The organism is Mycobacterium kiyosense (assembly GCA_021654635.1).
GTDB lineage: Bacteria > Actinomycetota > Actinomycetes > Mycobacteriales > Mycobacteriaceae > Mycobacterium > Mycobacterium kiyosense.
The window spans coordinates 3,202,092-3,221,380 of the sequence record AP025179.1 but is presented as its reverse complement, the minus strand read 5'-3'; the positions used below and the strand labels follow the sequence as shown (position 1 = coordinate 3,221,380).

Sequence of the window (19,289 nt, the reverse complement as noted above, 5' to 3'; positions counted from 1 at the left end):
GTAATTGAAGAACCAGCCTGCAGGAAGGGAGATGGCGTGGACACCCAAGCTCAGCTCTCGCGATTGAGCCCGCAGGCGCGGGCGGCCCTGGCACAGCGGATACGCGACCAGCTGTCGGACGCCGCCGATAGGACTGTGCCCGCCGCGGACTTCGACGTGGCCATCATCGGCGGCGGCATCGCGGGTTTGACACTGGCCATGGAGATGCGCATAGCCCGCCCCGGCACGCGGGTGCTGATCATCGAACCGGTCGCGCACCCGGTACCGGAGATCACCCACACGGTGGGCGAGTCGACTGTGGAGGTGTCGGCGCAGTACCTGCGGGACCGGCTGGGATTGGCCGACCATCTGCACACCTCGCAACTGCGCAAGATGGGGTTGCGGATGTTCTTCTCGCACGACGGAAACACCGACATCGCTCAGCGAATCGAACTGGGCAACTCCAGGTACACCCCGCAGGTGACATTCCAGATCGACCGCGGCCGGCTGGAGAACGAACTCACCAGGCGATGCCTGGCAACCGGAGTCGAAATCGTCTCCGGCCGGATGCGATCGGTCGAACTCGGTGCGGCGGATGAGGTACACACCGTCTGGTACCAGAGCGATGACACCAACACCCGCACGACTGCACGCTGGGTGGTGGACGCGTCGGGACGCAACCGCGCGCTGGCCCGGCAATTGGACCTCAAACGCACCAATGACCACCACTGCAATGCCGTCTGGTTGCGTGTCGCGACCGAGATCGACATCGGCAAATGGAGCAATGACCCCGGCTGGCGGCAGCGCCTGGTCGAAGGCGATCGCGCGATGTCCACCAATCATCTGATGGGAGAAGGATATTGGGTCTGGCTGATCCGGCTGGCGTCCGGATCTACCAGCGTGGGGATCGTCGCCGACCCGGCGCTGCACGCGTTCGACAGCTTCAACACGTTGGACAAAGCCAAGGCCTGGTTGCATGAGCACGAGCCCCAATGCGCCGCGGTGCTCGCTGAACACGATCACCTGATCAAGGACTTCAGGGTGATGAAGAACTACAGCCACACCGCCGCGAAAGTCTATGACGGCCAGCAACGTTGGTGTCTCACCGGCGACTCGGGGATCTTCCTCGACCCGTTGTACTCCTCCGGGCTGGACTTGATCGCGATCGGCAACGGCCTGATCACCGACATGATCTGCCGCGAACTGGGCGGTGAGGACGTCGTCGCGCGCGCGGCGATCAACGACTCCCTGTTCCGCTCACTCACCGACATGTGGCTCAACATCTACTGCGACCAGTATCCGCTGATGGGTTCACCGGCGGTGATGTCGGCGAAGGTGATCTGGGACATCGCCTTCTACTGGGGCTTCCTCGGGTTCTTCTACAGCAACGGCCGATTCGTCGATGTCGCCGAAGACCCCGACGTGGTACCCCGCCTGCAAGGCATGATCGACCTCAGCAACCGCATGCAACAGTTCTTCCGGGAATGGGCCGCTGTCGAGAAGTCATGCCCCGCCGGGCAGTTCGTCGACTTGTTCTCTCCGCTCAACTTCATGGTCACGCTGCACACCGCGATGATCGGAAAGTCCCCGGAGTTCGCCAGACAGTTCGACACCAACGATCGGATGCTGCGCCAGATAGCCGGCTATCTGGTCGAAACCGTGCTCGGCGAACACAGCAGCCGCTTCTCCGAGGACGACGTCATGCGGCAGGTCCAGGCATGGCAACGAGACACGTTCCTGCGTGAACTCCGGTCCGTCTACCGGCACGACCAGTCGGCCAGACCAATCAGCGAGGAGTGGATTCTGCGCCCGGGATCGACCCTGGTGCCGGTGCCGGCCACGTGAGGCGTGCCGCTCTGCCCGTCGCACCGGATGTGAACGCAAAAGGATGAACATGCACACAGATCAGGGCGGTCGCGAGCCACTGGCGATTGTCGGAATCGGATGTCGGTTTCCCGGTGGCGCCCATAGCGCGCAGGCCTTCTGGGACTTGCTGTGCAGTGCGACCGACGCCACCTGCATCGTTCCCGAAACACGTTGGAACGCAGATCGACACTACGATCCGAACCCGGCGAAAGTCGGGAAGATGGTCACCCGCCGAGGCGGCTTCCTGAGCGAGATCGACCAATTCGACCCCCAGTTCTTCGGGATCTCTCCGCGGGAAGCCAATCTGCTCGATCCGCAACAGCGACTCCTGCTGGAAACCACCTGGGAGGCACTGGAAGATGGCGGGATACCGGCAGATGCGCTGGCGGGCACCGACGTCGGAGTTTTCGTCGGCGGCTTCACCCTCGATTACCAGCTGCTGCAGAATCAGGGCCGCACCAGTCGCTATCGGCTCAAGACGCACTCCGCCACGGGAATGATGATGACGATGCTGGCCAACCGCATCTCATTCGCCTTCGACTTCCGCGGCCCCAGTATGACCGTCGACACGGCGTGCTCGAGTTCACTGGTCGCCGTGCACCTTGCGGCGCAGAGCATCTGGAACGCCGAATGTCACCTGGCGGTTGCCGGGGGAGTGAACATCATGATCGGCCCCAACACCGCCATCGCCGAATCCAAGAGTGGATTTCTCAGCCCGGAGGGCCGTTGTAAGGCATTCGACGAGTCCGCGGACGGCTACGCGCGCGGCGAAGGTGGCGCCGTCGTCGTCATCAAACCGCTCGAACGGGCACTGGCCGACGGCGACGAGATCTATGCGCAGATACTCGGTACCGGGGTGTCCCAGGACGGCCACACCGACGGCATCACCGTCCCCAGCGAAAAGGCACAGCAAGCGGCTATCAAGACCGCCCTGCGGCGGGCTGGACTGTCCCCCAACGAAATCGGCTACGTCGAAGCCCACGGCACCGGAACCCCGGCGGGCGACCCGATCGAGCTGCGGGCACTGGCCAACGCGCTGGCAGCAGACCGGCCGGAATCCGATCCGTTGCTCGTCGGCTCGGTCAAGACCAACATCGGCCACCTGGAGGCGGGCGCGGGGGTAGCCGGGCTGATCAAGACGGCGCTGGTGCTCAAGCACGGATACATCCCGGCGAACCTGCATCTGCAGAATCCGTTGCAGCAGGCCAACATCGACATTCCGCGGACCGGTCGCCCGTTCCCCGACGGAAATCGGCGGGTGGCCGGTGTCAACTCATTCGGCTTCGGCGGCACCAACGCGCACGTGGTAATGGCACAGCCGCCCGCCCCGAGCGCCGACGCGGGCCACGCTGCGGTCCGCCCACTGGCCGTTCTGCCGATCTCGGCACGGTCGGGTGAGGCGCTGGCGGGGAGGGTTCAGCAGCTCGCCACGCACGTCAGCGAACACCCCGAGGTCACCTTGGCGGATCTCGGCTACACCCTGGGGCTGCGCCGCTCACATCTGAATTACCGCCGGGCGATCGTCGTCGAGAGCATCGACGAAGCGCGAGAACAGCTTCGGGCGCTCGCCGCGGGCGGACAGATCGCGCCGTCCCGCCCGCAGCCGGGCGCGCCGAAGCTGGCCTTCGTGTGCACCGGAATGGGACCACAGTGGTGGCGGATGTGCCGCGGCCTGCTGGACGCCTATCCGGCATTCACCGACAGTATTGTGCGCACCGACCGCGAGCTCGCCCGCTACACCGGTTGGTCGCTGCTCGACGAACTCCGAGCCGACGAAGCTCACTCTCGAATGTCGGAGACCGAGGTCGCACAACCGGCCAACTTCGCCGTCCAGATCGCACTCGCGGCGCAACTGGCCGAATTCGGGATCACGCCGGACGCAGTTATTGGGCACAGTGCCGGGGAAGTGGCGGCTCATCATCTGGCCGGTCTGCTCACCTTCGAGCAGGCGATCCAGGTGATCTATCACCGAAGTCGCCTGCAGCAACGGACAAGTGGAATGGGACGCATGCTGGCCGTCGGCCTCGGCGCCGATTCGCTCATGCAGAAACTCGACGACAAGGCATTCGACGAAATCGGTCGACGGGTATCAATTGCCGCGATCAACAGCCCGTCGGCGGTGACCCTGGCGGGTGACAGCGACGTCCTCGAAGACATCGCCGGTCAGTTGACCGAGGCGGAGATCTTCAATCGGTTCCTGAGCGGGAAAGTGCCTTACCACACCCATTACATGGAGGTGGTCAAAGACGACCTCTTCCGTTCGCTCGACGGGCTGTCGTCGGGCACCGCCGCCATTCCGCTGTACTCCACGGTCACCGGGGAACAGTTGGGCGAATACGCGGCCGGTGCGGCCTACTGGTGGCAGAACACCCGCGCCACAGTGCTTTTCGAGGCAGCGGCGCGGCGGATGATGGAGGACGGATACACCCACTTCGTCGAACTCGGCCCGCATCCCGTGCTGGCGCCATCGCTCATCGAGGTGGCCGGAACCCAGCAGGCGGAGCCGAAGACCGAGATCGTCGTGCTCCCGACCCAGCGGCGCGACGACGACGACAGCCGCACGCTGATGAGTTGCGTCGGCGCCCTCTACTGCCACGGCCACGAACTCGACTGGAGCGCGCGGTGTTCGCGCGCCGGGGCTCGGCTGCTGAAGCTGCCGTCCTACCCGTGGCAGTCCAAACGATTCTGGAACGAAACCCAGGAAGCCGCCGAGGAGCTGCACTACCGGCCGGTGCATCCGCTGTTGGGGCAGCCGGTCAATGCCGTGCATCCAACCTGGGAAGTCGAATTGAGCACCGCGGCAATACCGTTCCTGAACGATCATCAGGTGCAGGGCAGTGTCCTGGTGCCGGGGGCGGTGTTCGTCGAAATCGCTCTGGCGGCGGCGAAGGAGACATACGGCTCGACCGACTATTGTGTCGACGACCTGGTGCTGCACCGTGCCGTCATCCTCGACGAAACCTGCGATCCGCTGCTGCGGACGACCCTCAACCCGGACACCGGCGCGCTGGAATTCGCGGCGTTCACCGCAACCGCCGACGGCGAACTCGGCTGGGCGATAACGGCGACCGCGGAATTGAACACCCTGCCCAGGCCGGCTCGTCGCGACGAACTGTTCGACGGGTCTGAATCCGCGCGCACGCTCAGCGGCCACGACTTCTACGCCCACACCCGCGCAATCGGCTTCGGCTACGGGCCCGCCTTCCAGACGGTGGGCGGGATCACCGCCGGGGACGGCTGGGCCGAGGCTGAGCTGGCCATCCCGGACGAGCTCGCGGGCGAACTCGCTCGACACCGGTTCCACCCCGCGCTGATCGACGGCGCCTTCCAAACACTGTTCGGTGCAAGGCTGCTCGGCAACGACACCGACGAGCAGACATACCTGCCTACTCGAATTCGGCGCAGCGCCGTCTACCATCGCCCGGAAGCGAACATGGTCGCCCGGGTGCGCGTGGTGTCGGCCACCCGGGAAGAGATCGAAAGCGACATCATCCTGTCCAACCAGGCCGGGCAGCCGCTGGCCGCTTTCGACGGTTTCCTGGTGCGTTCACTGTCCTGTTCGTCGAGTATGTCGCTGGAGCGGATCGACAAGGGGCTCTACGAAGTCGAGTGGATCGGGCTGCCCGAGGGCGACCACGATGAGCAGCCAGCGGCGACCGGCGCGGCAGACTCGTCCTGGCTGGTTCTGGCGGACACCGCCGGTGTCGGCGCAGCGGTCGCCGAACAACTGCGACGCCACGGCCACCGCGCCGAACTGGTGGTGCACAAATCCGTCGATGCACTCACCGAGATCGACGGTGGCTACGCGCTCGACCCGCGCCGACCTGAGCAGCTGTGCCACCTGCTCGAGCCGCACCTGGAGCGGGGCGGCCTCGCCGGCATCGTCGATTGTTGGCCACTCGACATGGACGGAGACAGCCTGGCCAATTACCAGATAGGTGTCTTCACGATCCTGCGACTTGTCAAGGCGTTAGCCGGCGACGGTGCCGGCCAGCCGCACCTGCACCTGATCACCGGCAACTCGCAGCCGGCACCCGGTACCGCGACCATCGCCGCCGACCAGGCCACCATCTGGGGACTCGGCCGCGTCATCGGCCACCAGGAACTGACCGACCACTGGGGGGGCCTCATCGACATCGACCCCGGCGCGGACCGCACCGAGACGGCGGCGCAGATCTGCGCACACGTCCTCACCGACTCGTCGGAAGACCAGATCGCGATCCGAAGCGGCCAGAAATTCGCGCCACGGTTACGCGTCAGCAGCAGCCTCACCAGACCGTTCCCCACCAAACTCACCCCCGACGCAACCTATGTCGTCACCGGAGGCACCGGCGCCCTCGGCCGTATCGTGGTCCGTTACCTCGCCGAACGCGGGGCACGCCACATCGCACTGCTGGGCCGCAGCAAGTTCCCGCCCAGGAGCCAGTGGTCGCTGCAAACCGAGGACGACCCGCACTACGCGACTGTCGACGCGCTCCGACAGATCGAACGCCTCGGCGCCCGAATCACCACCGCCAGCGTCGATATCGCCGACCGCGGCCAGGTACAGGCCTGGTTGGACGAGCACCTCCGCACCGGAGGCCGGCCCGTTGGTGGCATCGTGCACGCCGCAGGCTCCGTCAACGACCAGCTGCTGGTGAATATGAGCGAAACCGACTTCGCCGACGTGCTGGCTCCCAAGATCGCCGGCACCCGGGCGCTGCACGACGTGTTCGACGGGCACGAGCTGGAGTTCTTCGTCATGTTCGGCTCTGCGGGGTCGGTCATCGCCGCACCCGGCCAAGGCAACTACGCCGCCGCCAACGCATTCCTCGACGCCTTCGCGCACTACCGCAGGGCCCAGGGACTTCCGGCGCTCACCATCGGGTGGGGTCCCTGGTCGGTGGGCATGGTGGCGGAACTGAAGCTGGAAGAGCTGTACAGCCGGCGCGGAATCGAACTCATCACACCCGCGGCCGGCACCCGGATCCTCGACCGGCTCATCAACCAGAAGACACCGCATGTCGTCGCAATCAGCGCCGACTGGATGCGCGCCCGCCGTGCCGGGCTCAGCGGGGCGCTACCGCCGATATTCAGCGAACTGGGCACCGCGGTGATCTCACCGGACTCCGACGCGGAATCCTCGGTCCTGCAAGCACTCTCGCGGTGCCCAGAAGGCGAGCGGCAGGAAGTCGTCGCAAGCCACGTTCGGCAGCTGCTCAGCGCCGTCTTCGAAGTGCCGGCCGCCGATATCGGGTCAGACGACATCCTCAACGACCTCGGCCTGGACTCGATGATGGCGATGGATTTCCGGACCCGGGTCGATGCGACATTCGGAATCGACCTGCCGGTACTGGAGATACTCCGCGGCGTCAGCGTCAATTCCCTTGCGGTGCGGATACTTTCCAGCTTGCAGCTGGGCGCCGAACCGCAATCGGTCGCCGGGCAGCGCTCGCAATCCAGCGCCGACGACGTGGCAAGCCTGATGGAGCAGCTGTCGGAGTCCGAGTTGAGAGAACTGCTGGCCGAACTGGAGAGCCTTCCCGCCGAACAGGACGCCGGAGGTGCACAGCAGTGAGCTTCTCGACGGATCACGCGCCGGCGGTACACGTCCGGGGTCTGTCCAAGGCATACGGGCAGACGCAGGCGGTGCGGGAGGTGGACCTCGACGTCGGCCGCGGCGAGATCTTCGCGATCCTGGGCCCCAACGGGGCGGGCAAGTCGACGATCATCGAAATCCTCGAAGGTCACCGCAGCCGTGATTCCGGGCAGGTGCTGGTGCTGGGCGAAGACCCGGGAACCGCCGGCCGCGGCTGGCGCGCCAGGATCGGCGTCGTGCTGCAGGAAGCCAGCGACGCCGGGATGCTCACAGTGGTTGAGACGGTTCGGATGTTCGCGAAATGTTATGGCACAGCACGGGTTCCCGAGGAAGCGCTGGAACTGGCCGGGCTCGGCGCGGTGGCTGGCTCGAGAGTGCGGGCACTGTCCGGCGGACAGCGTCGCCGGCTCGACGTGGCTCTTGGCATCGTCGGCATGCCCGAGTTGCTGTTCCTGGACGAACCGACCACCGGCTTCGACCCGGAAGCCAGACGGCAGTTCTGGGACCTCATCAGGCTGTTGGCGCGAGACGGCACCACCATCCTGCTCACCACCCACTACCTGGAAGAAGCGGCCGCACTTGCCGACCGTGTCGCAGTCATCGCCGGCGGCCGGGTGGTGGCGGTGGATTCTCCGGCCAATCTGACCCGGCATGTGAGCTCGGCCGCCACCGTGCGGTGGATGGAGCGAGACGAGGTCGTCGTGGTGCAGACCGAGCACCCGACCGACCTGATCAGGCAGCGGTCCCGCGACGGCAGCGAACTGGCGCAGCTGACCGTCTCTCGTCCCACACTCGAAGACGCCTATCTGCAGTTGATCGGCCGGACATGAAGAGCCTCGACCAGTTGAATAATTCCGCGGCAGCGCGCCACCGGGTGAACGAGCCTTCGCCGCTACCGTCCCCGCTGCGAATCGGATTGTCGCGCGTCGGCCCGGAGTTGAAGATGTTCTACCGCCGGCCCGAACAGGTCGGCCTCACCTTCTCCATGCCGGCAGTGATCTGCGTCCTGTTGGGGTCGATCTTCTCGACGAAGCTGCCGGGCAGCGAAACCAGCACCGGCGCGGTGATAGCGGCCAGCATGCTCGCCTACGGGATTCTCTCCACGTCGTTCATCAACCTGGGCATCAGCATTGCCGCCGACCGGGACACCGGCGCACTACGCCGGCTTCGCGGTACGCCGGCGACGGCAACCTCGTATTTCATCGGCAAGATCGTGCTGGTCGCCGTCGCCAGCCTGGCCGAAGCGGTGATTCTGCTGTCGGTAGGCGTGCTGATCTTCGGATTGCATTTGCCCACAACCGGTTTCGCATGGTTCACCCTGGCGTGGGTCTTCCTGCTGGGCATCTTCAGTTGCTCGTTGCTGGGCATCTTCATCAGCAACTTCGCCAGCAACGCGGTCTCGGCGGCTGTCATCACCAACGGTCCGGCCGTGGGCCTGCAGTTCGTGTCCGGAACCTATGTGCCGCTGATGGCGCTGCCGGCGTGGATGCTGAGCATCGGGTCGGTCTTTCCGGTCAAGTGGATGGCGCAAGGATTTCGCTCGGTGCTGTTGCCGCCACAGATGGTGATCTTCGAACCCGCTGGCAGCTGGGAGCTTTGGCGGATTTTCCTGATATTGGCCGGCTGGAGCGTCGGCGGCTTGATCGCCTGCCTGGCCGTCTTCCGGTGGTCGGATCAGCGTTGAACCTTCACCCGGTCGTTGCGCTAAAGCCCGACCCGGGTGAACTGGAAGCGGCGGCCGGTCACGCTCTCCGGGATCACTCGCACGTAATGTGATTTCTCCGAGTCGGTCCACGGCAGCACCTGCGCGCGTTCGGCTTCCTCGATTTCCTCGTCGCTGCGCACCGAGCGTGCGGTTCCCCTGACGATCACGCTCCAACCCTGGGCGACGTCGTGATCGTCGACTTCGAAGACCACGTGATTGTTGATGGCGGTACTCACCAGTTTGGTGCCGGCCGCGGTGCGGAACAGAATTGTCTTGCGTTGCACCGCATAGTTCACCGGGAAGATCTCGGGTCGCCCGTCGACGGCGGTGACCAGCCGCCCCAAGGTGGTGCCCTCCAACAGTTCCCAGCATTCCTTTGCCGACAGGACGGCGGCGCCATTGTCGTCGTGGATTTGGTGCGTCATGACATCAGGTTATGGATGCACCGGTGGCCATCGCGCCTGCCAAAAGTCCCTTTCCCTGAGGACCAACGCCGTGGCGCCGGTTCAACTGATCGCTGCTCCGAAGAGGTGGCCGACACCGTAGGTGAACGCCAGGCCCGCAGCGCCGCCGAGCACGACCCGGGCCGTCGCGCGACGCGCGCTTGCCCCACCCAGGCGCGCGCTGAGCGCGCCGGTCAGACCCAATGCGACCAGCACAGCGACGAACGTCACCGGCACCCGCCAGGTTTCCGGTGGCAGCAGGATCGCCAGCAGCGGAAGCAACGCGCCCGCGGTGAAAGCGACGGCCGATGCCACCGCGGCGTGCCAGGGATTGGCCAGGTCGCCCGGGTCGATCTTCAGCTCGGCTTCGGCATGTGCGGCGAAGGCGTCATGGGCTGTCAATTCCTCGGCGACCCGCGCCGCGGTCTGCGGTGAGAGGCCTTTGGCGGCATAGATCGCCGTGAGCTCGGCCAACTCGGTGCTGGGCGCCCGAGCCAGTTCCTCGCGTTCCTGGGCCAGCAGCGCCCGCTCGCTGTCGCGCTGGCTGGACACCGAGACGAATTCACCCAGCGCCATCGACACCGCGCCGGCCACCAGGCCGGCCAATCCGGCGGTGAAGAGCGGTCCGCGTTGCGTCGTCGCGCCGGCCACCCCGACGACAATGCCGGCTACCGAGACGATGCCGTCGTTGGCGCCGAGAACCGCCGCGCGCAGCCAGTTCAGGCGTGTCGACGTGCCGACGGCATGCGGTTCTGCCGGATGCCGTCGTCGCCAGGTTCTAGCCGGTGGCTGGGACACGGGGTAAAGCCAACCGCACCAATGCCTGTCGCGCCAGCAAGCGCAGCCTCACCAAAGCGGCACGCGGAGGGCCCTCGGGTGGTAGACGGGCCCGGCGATCCGGCCGCGGTGGTGTCCGCCGCGTCAGCTCGCGGCCGCGAGTAACTCGGCGAAAGCGCCGTCCATGCATTCGGCGTATCGGGCCGGGTCCGGAAGGGCGTCGCGGTCGGCGGTGGCGCTGATGCACAACGTGCCGTTGTAGCTGGCGACCACATGGCAGAGGTTCAGACCACCGATCAACGGGCCCAGGCCCGCCGCGCGGAGCAGGCGTGCGCCGCGGAAATAAATGGGCTCGGTGGGCCCCGGCACGTTGGTCACCGTGGTGTTGGCGACGGTCGGACCGGAGAAGGGCAGCACGCTGGCGGCTTTGGCGGTCACCCCCAGCAGCACGGTGGGCAGCGTGGCCACCAACTCGAGCATCTGGGTGCGGGTGGTGTGTTCTTGGTCCGACCGGCTGCCAGCGGTGGACTCGGCGATGCCGGCCAGCCGCTGCAGCGGATCGGCGATGTCGGTACCCAGCGCCTGCAGTCGGCCGTACAACATGTTGCCGCCGCCGCTGGCGTCGGTGGCGTCGCGCAGCGAGATCGGACATGCGGCGACCAGCGACTCGTCCGGAAGTTCGCCGTGCTGGTCCAGGTACGCGCGCAGCGCCCCGCCGACGTAGGCCAGCGCCACGTCGTTGACGGTCGCGCCCGGCACCCGTGCCTTGATGCGCTTGAAGTCGGCGAGGTCGTGGAACCGGGCCTCGAAGACACGGTGCGGTGAGACGGTTTGGTTGAACCGGGTTCTGGGCGGAAACAGCGTCTTTGCCGGCCCGCCGTCGGAGACGCTGTTCAGCACGCCGCCGACCAGTTTGGCGGGCAGACCGGCCAGACCGCGGACCAGTTGGGGCGCACTCGAGGCGACGACCCGGCCTGCCCGCACCGGATGCAGCACGGCGTTGGCCGCGGTCCGCGCCAACAACTCCGAGGACGACGGCAGTGGCGCCGGTTGCCACGGATGATCCGGCCCCGGCGGGCGCGGACCGTCGGCGGCCAGGTCGTGCAACGCCGCGATCATCTGCACGCTGGCGATGCCGTCAACCGCGCAGTGGTGCAGCTTCAGCGCCATCGCAAAGGACCCTTTCGGCACCCCCGGCACCGCGTTCAGGCCTTCGATGACGGTGATCTCCCAGGGCGGGCGGCGCAGGTCGACCTGCCGCGCATGCAGTCGCGCCACCTGGATGCACAGTTGCCGCCAGTCGCCCGGCTGCGGCAGCCCGATGTGGCGGACGTGGTATTCCAGGTCGAAGTCTGGGTCGTCGACCCAGTAGGGCCTATGCAGACCACCGGGCAGCTCGGTCAACCGGCGCCGGAAAACCTCCGCCAGGTGCAGCCGGGCGTCCAGCTCTTCGAGGATCCCCTTGAAGGTCACTTTTCCGCCGGGCGCCGTTGACGGTCGTAGATCAGCAACCAGCTGGATCTGCAATGGTGTCGCCGGGCCCTCGGCCCGCAACATCATGTCGTCACTCCAACTCAGCTGCTGCACGTTGAACGCCCCTCACCGTCGCTTCCCCCGAGCGTAGGCTTTGCCCTCCCTCAGGAAGACGTCGCACAGTCGAAACGGTCGCGGCATCAGCGTTGACGTGTGCGTAACAAGTTCGGCATCGAACCTACCTAGCCTGAGTCGGTCCATCTTCCGTCGTGGAAAAAACCATGGACCCCAGCGATAGGAACTCAATTGAGCGGCAACGCAGTCCGCCTGCAGGCGATTAACAGTGTAGAGGCATTCATTCCCCCGGCGATCAGCTTCGTACCGGGCGAGACACCCGGAGAGGTGTTCGGCTCCAACGTCTTCACCAAGGCCGAGATGCAGGCCCGGCTCCCCAAGACGGTGTTCAAATCCATCGTGGCGACCATCGAGAAGGGCGCCAAGCTCGACCCGGCCGTCGCCGACACCGTCGCGGTGGCGATGAAGGACTGGGCACTGGAAAAAAGGCGCCACCCACTACGCGCACGTGTTCTACCCGATGACCGGCCTGACGGCCGAGAAGCACGACAGTTTCCTCGAGCCCGTCTCCGACGGGCAGACGCTGGCGGAGTTCGCCGGCAAGACCCTGATCCAGGGTGAGCCCGACGCGTCCAGCTTCCCCTCGGGTGGGCTGCGCAGCACGTTCGAGGCGCGCGGCTACACCGGCTGGGACGTCACCAGCCCCGCCTACATCCTGGAGAACCCAAACGGCAACACCCTGTGCATCCCAACGGTTTTCGTCTCTATGACGGGGGGAGGCGCTGGACTACAAGACGCCGCTGCTGCGGAGTCAGCAGGCCATGGGCGTGCATGCCGAGCGGATCCTGAAGCTGTTCGGCCACAAAGACCTCAACAAGGTCGTCTCCTTCTGCGGCCCGGAGCAGGAGTACTTCCTGGTCGACCGGCACTTCTTCCTGGCCCGGCCCGACCTGATCAACGCCGGACGCACCGTGTTCGGCGCCAAGCCGCCCAAAGGCCAGGAGTTCGACGACCACTACTTCGGTGCGGTGCCCGAGCGGGTGCTGGGCTTCATGATGGACACCGAGCGCGAGCTATTCAAGCTCGGCATTCCGGCCAAGACCCGGCACAACGAGGTGGCGCCCGGCCAGTTCGAGGTGGCGCCGATGTTCGAGCGCGCCAACATCGCCTCCGACCATCAGCAGTTGCTGATGACGATTTTCAAGACCATCGCGAAGAAGCACGGGATGGAGTGCCTGTTCCACGAGAAGCCCTTCGCCGGTGTCAACGGGTCCGGCAAGCACGTCAACTTCTCGGTGGGCAATTCCGAGCTGGGCTCACTGCTGGTGCCGGGTGACACGCCGCACGAGAACGCGCAGTTCCTGGTGTTCTGCGCCGCGGTGATCCGCGCGGTGCACAAATTCGCTGGGCTGCTTCGTGTTTCGGTTGCCTCGGCCACCAACGACCACCGGCTGGGCGCCAACGAGGCGCCACCGGCGATCATCTCGATCTTCCTCGGCGAACAACTCGCCGACGTGTTCGAGCAGATCGCCAAGGGTGCGGCGACGTCGTCGAAGGGCAAGGGCACCATGATCATCGGGGTCGACACGCTGCCGCCGCTGCCGACCGACGCCGGCGACCGCAACCGCACCAGCCCGTTCGCGTTCACCGGCAACCGATTCGAGTTCCGCGCCCCGGGATCCGGGCAGACCGTTGCCGTGCCGATGATCATTCTGAACACGATCATGGCGGACTCGTTCGACTACATGGCCACGATTCTCGAGAAAGCCGTAGCCGACGGCGAGGACTTCGACTCAGCCGTGCAGAAGTTGCTGACCGACGTCATCACCGAACACGGCGCGGTGGTGTTCAACGGGGACGGCTACTCGGAGAACTGGCAGATCGAGGCCGCCGAGCGCGGATTGCCCAACCTGAAGACCACGCTGGACGCCATCCCGGAACTGATCAAGCCCGAAGCGGTCGAGGTCTTCGAGAAATACGGCGTTTTCACCGCACGCGAGCTGCACAGCCGTTATGAGGTACGGCTGGAGCAGTACGCGTTGACCATCGCGGTCGAGGCGAAGCTGGCGCTGGAGATGGGGACCACGGTCGTGCTTCCGGCGGCCACGCGATACCAGACCGAACTCGCCCAGAATGTCGCCGCCCTCAAGGCGGCCGGTGTGGAGCCGAGTTTGGCTGCACTGGAAGCGGTTTCGGCCCCGCTCGCGGACTTGACCGCGGCGCTGGCGACACTCAAGGCGGCGTTGGCGGATCATTCGGCGGATTCGGCTCTCGAAGAGGCCACCCACGCCCAGCAGGCATTGCTGCCGGCGATGGACGCGGTACGTGCCGCGACCGATGCGCTGGAATGCGTTGTGGCCGATGACTTGTGGCCGCTGCCCACCTACCAGGAGATGCTCTACATCCTGTGAGAGTCGAGGTCATCAGGCACTTGCTGCGCCTGGGTCCGCGCCCGGTCCGCAGTAAGTGCCTCGGTGAGCATCTGGGCCGCAGCGTTACGCGTCCGGTCCTCTGCCTTCGGCCATAGGTGCGAGTAGGTGTTCAGGGTGAGGCTGGCTGCGCCGTGACCCATGGCCCGCTGGACGGTGACCACGTCGCACCCGGCGGCGATCAGCCCTGAGGCATAGGCAGGCGGTAAGCGACCTTTGCTTTCCTCCGGGTCTGCCTCTACAGGTAATCCGCCGAGTTCTGGTGCAGAGGTATGCCGCGTCGGTCCGTGAACATCCACCGGTCTGGATCATCGCCTGGAACGTGAAGGCGAACATGCTCTGCGAGGATCTGAACCAACTCCTCGGGCACGTAGACGGTCCTCTCGCTGCCGAACTTCGGCGGGCTAATGTCCTCGCCGCCGCCGTTGGCCACCTGTACCTGTGGTGTGGGCGTACTCGACCAAACGCGCGGTGCGCGACACCAAGACGCTGAACCTGCAGGAACAAAGGCCCGCGCGGTCGTGGCCGGCGACAAGGCCGCCCGCACACCACGATTCGTCAAAACCCGCAACGGAGAACTCGACGAGGCCTCGCTGCAGCGGGCACGCCATCTCGTCGGCCTCAAGGGCTACGTCACCAACATCGAAGCCGCCCGCATGCCCGCTACCGAGGTCATCGCCAGCTATCAGACTTGTGGCGAGTCGAGCAGTCCTTCCGGATGTCGAAATCCGACCTCGCCGCCCGACCGATGTTCGCTCGCACCCGCGATGCCATCGAAGCCCACCTGACCATCGTGTTCACCGCCCTGGCCCTGAGCCGCGAAATCCAGACCCGAACCGGACTCTCACTGCGACGGTTCCTGCGTACCCTCAAACCCCTGCGCAACGCCACCATCGACATCAACGGCGTCATCGCCACCTACCCGCCAGCACTGAACCCCGAGGTCGAGGCAATACTCGACGCCCTCAAGCCCACGAACTCAAGGCACTAAGCCAAATGACCCAACTCGGGCCGCAGCTGCGGTAAGCCCGTGCCGTGTGGTTCAGTCGCGGGTTCGGCGTCGTATTTCGGCTCGGCTGAACTGTTTTCGAATGTCCTGCAGGTTTCCCGACGTGTACCTGCAGACGGCGCCGGAGTCGCCGACCAGGTAGACCGGCGCGCCGGTGTCCAGGGCGGTCTGCGCGTTGCCGGCCGCACCGGACGTGTATATGGTCCAGCCGTAGGGGAATCGGTCGGTCTGCATGTCATGGACGGTGATGCCGAGGCTTTGGTGGGCGGCCCAGCGCTCGAGCACGGCGAGGGCGTCGCTGGACGTCAGGGGTGCGCCGGTCCATGTTGAGCCGTGGGGGGCAGCGTTGCGGGATCGGGGCAGCCAGTACATGAGGTTGCCCTTGGCGTAGCCGACCGCGCCGACGAGGGCAAACCACAGTGGCCCGCCGATCAGCGCGACGATCCATGGGTAGTGTGCCGTGGGACCGGATGCTTTGCACGCCAAGACTATTGCGGTGATGTAGATCGCACTGATCAATACCGGCGGGCCGATGACCGCGGCGATGACGAGTAGCCCCTCCGGCTTCGCGTACTGCCTGCCGTGGCTGGAGTCGCCGGTCATGAAGAAAAACGGAGCAAACCCGACGACGGCCAACACACCGAGGCCGACCAGGATGAATCCGGTAATCGTCCAGGCGGTGTCACTCATCGGGTGAGGCCGGCCAGGTTCAGTTGGTGGTAAGCGGCGTCGATGTCGCAGTCGCCATAGCCGGCGAAGACGGCCAGCAAGAGTTCGCGACTTGCAGACCGCTCGCCGGCCGCCCAAAGCAGTGTGCGACAAGCGTCTTCGACCTCGGGGCCGGTGACGCCGACCATGGCGGTCACGGTTTCCTCGGGTGTCCAGATGGCAGGCAGCGGCTCGTCGAGCTCGTCGAAGGTGTCGGTGCGGGCGCGCCACCAGCGGCCGGCTGTCCACCAGTAGCACAAACTCAGCAACCCGTTCTGGTTGCGGGTGTTGAGGACGCTGTCGGTCACCCACTCGGGTGCACCGGCATACAGCTCGGGCAGGGGTTGCTGCTGCTGGTAGGCGGTGGCCAGTAGCGGGGAGTTCCATCGCCCGCCGGACAACACGGCGCGCTCGCCTGGCAGCACGTACAGCGTGGACCCGCTGTGCGCATCCGACTCATACCAAGCCATTGCGGCGGCGATCCGCGGCCCCCATTGCGACCGTGCCCCGGCGTAGACGGCGGACAGCACCGCCCAGCGGGTCCAGGTGTCGGGTAGGGGCTCGATGTCGTCGGTCTCGGGGTCGGTCCCCGCCCGGCGGCGGCGTCGGCCAGCACCGCGGCGGCGGCTTGCGCGGGGGTGCGTCCCTGCGCGGCGGGGCCGGCCAGATAGCCGGCCAGCCACACCGGCAGGCTGGGTCGGGGGGTAGGTCTGGATGTCGGCGCGGTAATTCTCGGCGGGTTGCAGCTGATCTTCGGGCAAGGGCTGATCGCCGTAGTCATAGCTCGCCCGCAGTTGCCCCTGGTGGGTGACGGTCATGATCAGCCGCCACCAGGGGCCCGCCGACATCTGCGCGCTGAGGTGACGATAATCCCGCACCCGCCTGAGCACTGGTTCAGGCACCGCTACCGGTGTCGTGGCGCCCTCGGCGGCGGTGAACCAGCACGCGGCGGTCCCTGCAACCACCGTCAATGCGAATACGGCGGTGAACGCTTGCCAGCCGGGCGGACCCAGCACCGCCAACTCCTGCACGATCGGGTCCAGCAACGTGGCGGCCTGCGCATCGATCTGCTTGTCGCGCGATGCTGCGGCGGCGTCGGCTGGTGTGCAGTCATCCACGAGGGTTAATCCGGCTGCCGAGGGCTGCCGCCCGGAGACCGCGCCGAACGCATCCGCGAGCTGACCCATCAAATCGTCGCCGTCGACGCGGCGCTGGGCCAGGACCCGCTCCTGCTCGGCGCAACCCCGACGTGCAGCCTGCGGGGGCGTCGAGGACGACACCTGCTCGATACGGCCGCAATCGCCGACCACGAAGACCGCCCGGCCCACCGGCATGCCCAGGAACGCTATCGGATCGCTGGCGTCGACCTCGACCGGCGCGTACACCGACCAGCCCGCCTCGAACCGATCGGCCGCCAACCCGGCGGTGGGGTAGTCCAGCCCTACCCGGCGGATGTGCTCGGTCACCGCTGCGATCGCCTGGCTCGCATCCATGGTTCAGCGGCCCTGCAGCTGGCGCAGCAGGGCCAGGCCCTGGTCGGCGATCTGATCGGCGTTGTCCGGGCTCAGTTGCCATTTCTCGGCGTCAGGGCCGTAGAAGAAGTGCGCCATCCCCCGGCCCGAGGCGCGGTCGTAGACGATCGCCGCCGCGTTCCAGCTGCCTTCGCGGGGCAGATCGGCCGCGTCGCGGATACGGGCCAGCGTGCTTCTGATCTGTTTTTCCGTCTCGTCGGTCACCCCGAATGGCACCCTGACGGGTTGTGCCGCCGGCCCCACGCCGTAGCGGAACCCCGAGCTCTCTCGGTAGCCCTGGCCGACGTAGAAGAAATAGAGAAAACCTGTCCAGGACTCATCGCGGCGGATCGTCGGCTTCGGATGCTGCCGCGAGCGCCGGTGCGCGATCACGTCCTCGCTAACGCCGTTGACGTACTCGTCGCGGGCGATCAGATCCACCAACTCGCGCACGTCAGACTCGGTGACACCCTCCGGAAGGTGCCGCGCCGGGGCCGGTTCCGGCTTCGTCACCGGACGGGGCTGCCACAAACCGAACAACGGCTGACCATCCGGGCTCTGAAAGGACGTTTGGATGTCAGCGACCGACACAGCCAGATACAACGAGAGTTCCGCCAGATCGGTGATACCGGAATTCAGCCAGCCAATCGCCACGGTCTCTCCCGAGGGATCAATCAGCGCCTGTCGGCTGACGTTCTCGAATTCCACGTTGCGGACGTCATACCCTGGGTTCAGGTTGCGCGGAAAAGTTAATCGCGGCAGCCGGAGACGACTTCTTACATCTACGCCGAATGTCCCGTATAAATACCGCTCGAGCGCAGCGTAGGAGCGTACGGCGACCTCGAATTGTTCAAGGCCCATACGCTCGGAACTGTTAATTACCAGCCACCCGTCCTCGCGGCTTCCGACAAAATACCGGATCTCGCCCCCCGGATCGGTCCAGAAAATAGCCCGCCCGTCGGCGGTGACAGACGCAGCGGTCAACGCATAGCCGGCCAACTCGGACCACTCGATCAACTCTCGCGTGAATTCGATACCTGTAGTGCGTGGCTCATCCGTCACGCGACGACCCCCATTTTTACAAGACTCTTGACAGGTTGTGGCACGCGATTGTGCTCGGTGATTCTGACCTGAGGCCCCCTCCGCACTGTCCGCATCCGGGTGCTATTCATGATATTTCACTCTTCCAACCGGCGGAAAGGTCTCACAGTTTGATCACCGTCGTTCTGGGCGGCTGGCAGGATCGCGAGGGCAACGCGACACCTTGCCGTGATCGGCGGCGGCTGCCTCGACGCAGCGGCAGTAGGTGAGCTGATCGCAGCCTTGACGCCGCTGAGTACTTAGGCGCGGCATCCAAGCCTTGGCCCCCCGCGTCAACCACGACCAAGGTGCGGGGGCCTGCCCTATTGCAAGAGTGCTCGGTCTCGGTTGACCCGTTCGAGAAGTTCGATCAGTGCGCTCGAACGAACGAAGTGGGAGATGACTCCGCCTGCGTTATAGGTCGAATCTCTAACATGGCCAGCGTTAATACCAATGAGCTTCCCTCTGCCAAGCACCTCGGAGAAACTCAACACCGGAGCGCCCGACATGCCTTCCCAACTGAAGGACTGACAGAGTACAGAGTCTCCTAGCTCAGCTCGGCCAAAGCTCGCCGGGTACCGGGGATCGCTAGAGATAATCCCGGTGTCAAGGACTGGACGTTCACTCGCGACCGTGATGCCGGGGTATCCGGCAAT

General features: G+C 65.8%; 10 protein-coding genes and 2 pseudogenes. 6 read left to right on the top strand and 6 right to left on the bottom strand.

Annotation, left to right across the window (positions count from 1 at the left end):
* The first annotated feature begins 36 nt into the window (after nucleotides 1-36).
* From L6444_RS15175 to L6444_RS15160, 4 genes are read left to right on the top strand one after another with little or no spacing between them, the layout of a single operon-like run.
* The gene (locus tag L6444_RS15175) at nucleotides 37-1,824 is read left to right on the top strand and encodes an NAD(P)/FAD-dependent oxidoreductase (RefSeq protein ID WP_236974974.1); all 1,788 of its coding nucleotides are present in this window, start codon (nucleotides 37-39) and stop codon (nucleotides 1,822-1,824) included.
* 43 nt (nucleotides 1,825-1,867) lie between these two features.
* Nucleotides 1,868-7,402 (top strand): type I polyketide synthase, encoded by a 5,535-nt coding sequence (locus L6444_RS15170; RefSeq protein ID WP_236974972.1) that lies wholly within the window; start codon nucleotides 1,868-1,870, stop codon nucleotides 7,400-7,402.
* Nucleotides 7,399-8,253, top strand: a complete 855-nt coding sequence (locus tag L6444_RS15165; RefSeq protein WP_236974964.1) for an ABC transporter ATP-binding protein — start codon at nucleotides 7,399-7,401, stop codon at nucleotides 8,251-8,253. The genes L6444_RS15170 and L6444_RS15165 overlap by 4 nt, the downstream gene beginning before the upstream one ends.
* Before the next feature lie 44 nt (nucleotides 8,254-8,297).
* Nucleotides 8,298-9,107, top strand: a complete 810-nt coding sequence (locus tag L6444_RS15160) for an ABC transporter permease (RefSeq protein ID WP_236974962.1) — start codon at nucleotides 8,298-8,300, stop codon at nucleotides 9,105-9,107.
* 20 nt (nucleotides 9,108-9,127) lie between these two features.
* Here the strand turns inward: L6444_RS15160 and L6444_RS15155 are convergent, their stop codons facing one another.
* From L6444_RS15155 to L6444_RS15145, 3 genes are all read right to left on the bottom strand, one after another.
* Entirely contained in the window at nucleotides 9,128-9,553 is a 426-nt protein-coding gene (locus L6444_RS15155; RefSeq protein WP_236974960.1) for a pyridoxamine 5'-phosphate oxidase family protein, read from the bottom strand.
* A gap of 81 nt (nucleotides 9,554-9,634) precedes the next feature.
* Nucleotides 9,635-10,369: a VIT1/CCC1 transporter family protein gene (locus tag L6444_RS15150; protein ID WP_236974958.1), complete on the bottom strand. Its 735-nt coding sequence runs from the start codon at nucleotides 10,367-10,369 to the stop codon at nucleotides 9,635-9,637.
* A gap of 123 nt (nucleotides 10,370-10,492) precedes the next feature.
* Nucleotides 10,493-11,935, bottom strand: coding sequence for a WS/DGAT/MGAT family O-acyltransferase (locus L6444_RS15145; RefSeq protein ID WP_236974956.1), 1,443 nt, complete (start codon nucleotides 11,933-11,935; stop codon nucleotides 10,493-10,495).
* A 192-nt stretch (nucleotides 11,936-12,127) separates the two neighbouring features.
* On the opposite strand from L6444_RS15145, the pseudogene L6444_RS15140 reads away from it, so the two are divergent.
* Nucleotides 12,128-14,307, top strand: a pseudogene (locus L6444_RS15140) (glutamine synthetase III family protein).
* 462 nt (nucleotides 14,308-14,769) lie between these two features.
* A pseudogene (locus L6444_RS15135) lies at nucleotides 14,770-15,316 on the top strand (IS1634 family transposase); the annotation flags it as partial.
* Nucleotides 15,317-15,367: 51 nt separating this feature from the next.
* Here the strand turns inward: L6444_RS15135 and L6444_RS15130 are convergent.
* Genes L6444_RS15130 through L6444_RS15120 form a run of 3 tightly spaced genes read right to left on the bottom strand, consistent with a single transcriptional unit; the run spans nucleotide 15,368 to nucleotide 18,615 of the window.
* The gene (locus L6444_RS15130; RefSeq protein WP_236974954.1) at nucleotides 15,368-16,024 is read right to left on the bottom strand and encodes a hypothetical protein; all 657 of its coding nucleotides are present in this window, start codon (nucleotides 16,022-16,024) and stop codon (nucleotides 15,368-15,370) included.
* On the bottom strand, nucleotides 16,021-17,508 hold the full coding sequence (locus tag L6444_RS15125) for a hypothetical protein (protein WP_236974952.1): 1,488 nt from the start codon (nucleotides 17,506-17,508) through the stop codon (nucleotides 16,021-16,023). The genes L6444_RS15130 and L6444_RS15125 overlap by 4 nt, the downstream gene beginning before the upstream one ends.
* A 30-nt stretch (nucleotides 17,509-17,538) precedes the next feature.
* Nucleotides 17,539-18,615 carry an Imm61 family immunity protein gene (locus L6444_RS15120; protein WP_236974950.1) on the bottom strand — a complete coding sequence of 359 codons (1,077 nt, stop codon included), beginning with the start codon at nucleotides 18,613-18,615 and terminating at the stop codon, nucleotides 17,539-17,541.
* Nucleotides 18,616-19,289 lie beyond the last annotated feature (674 nt).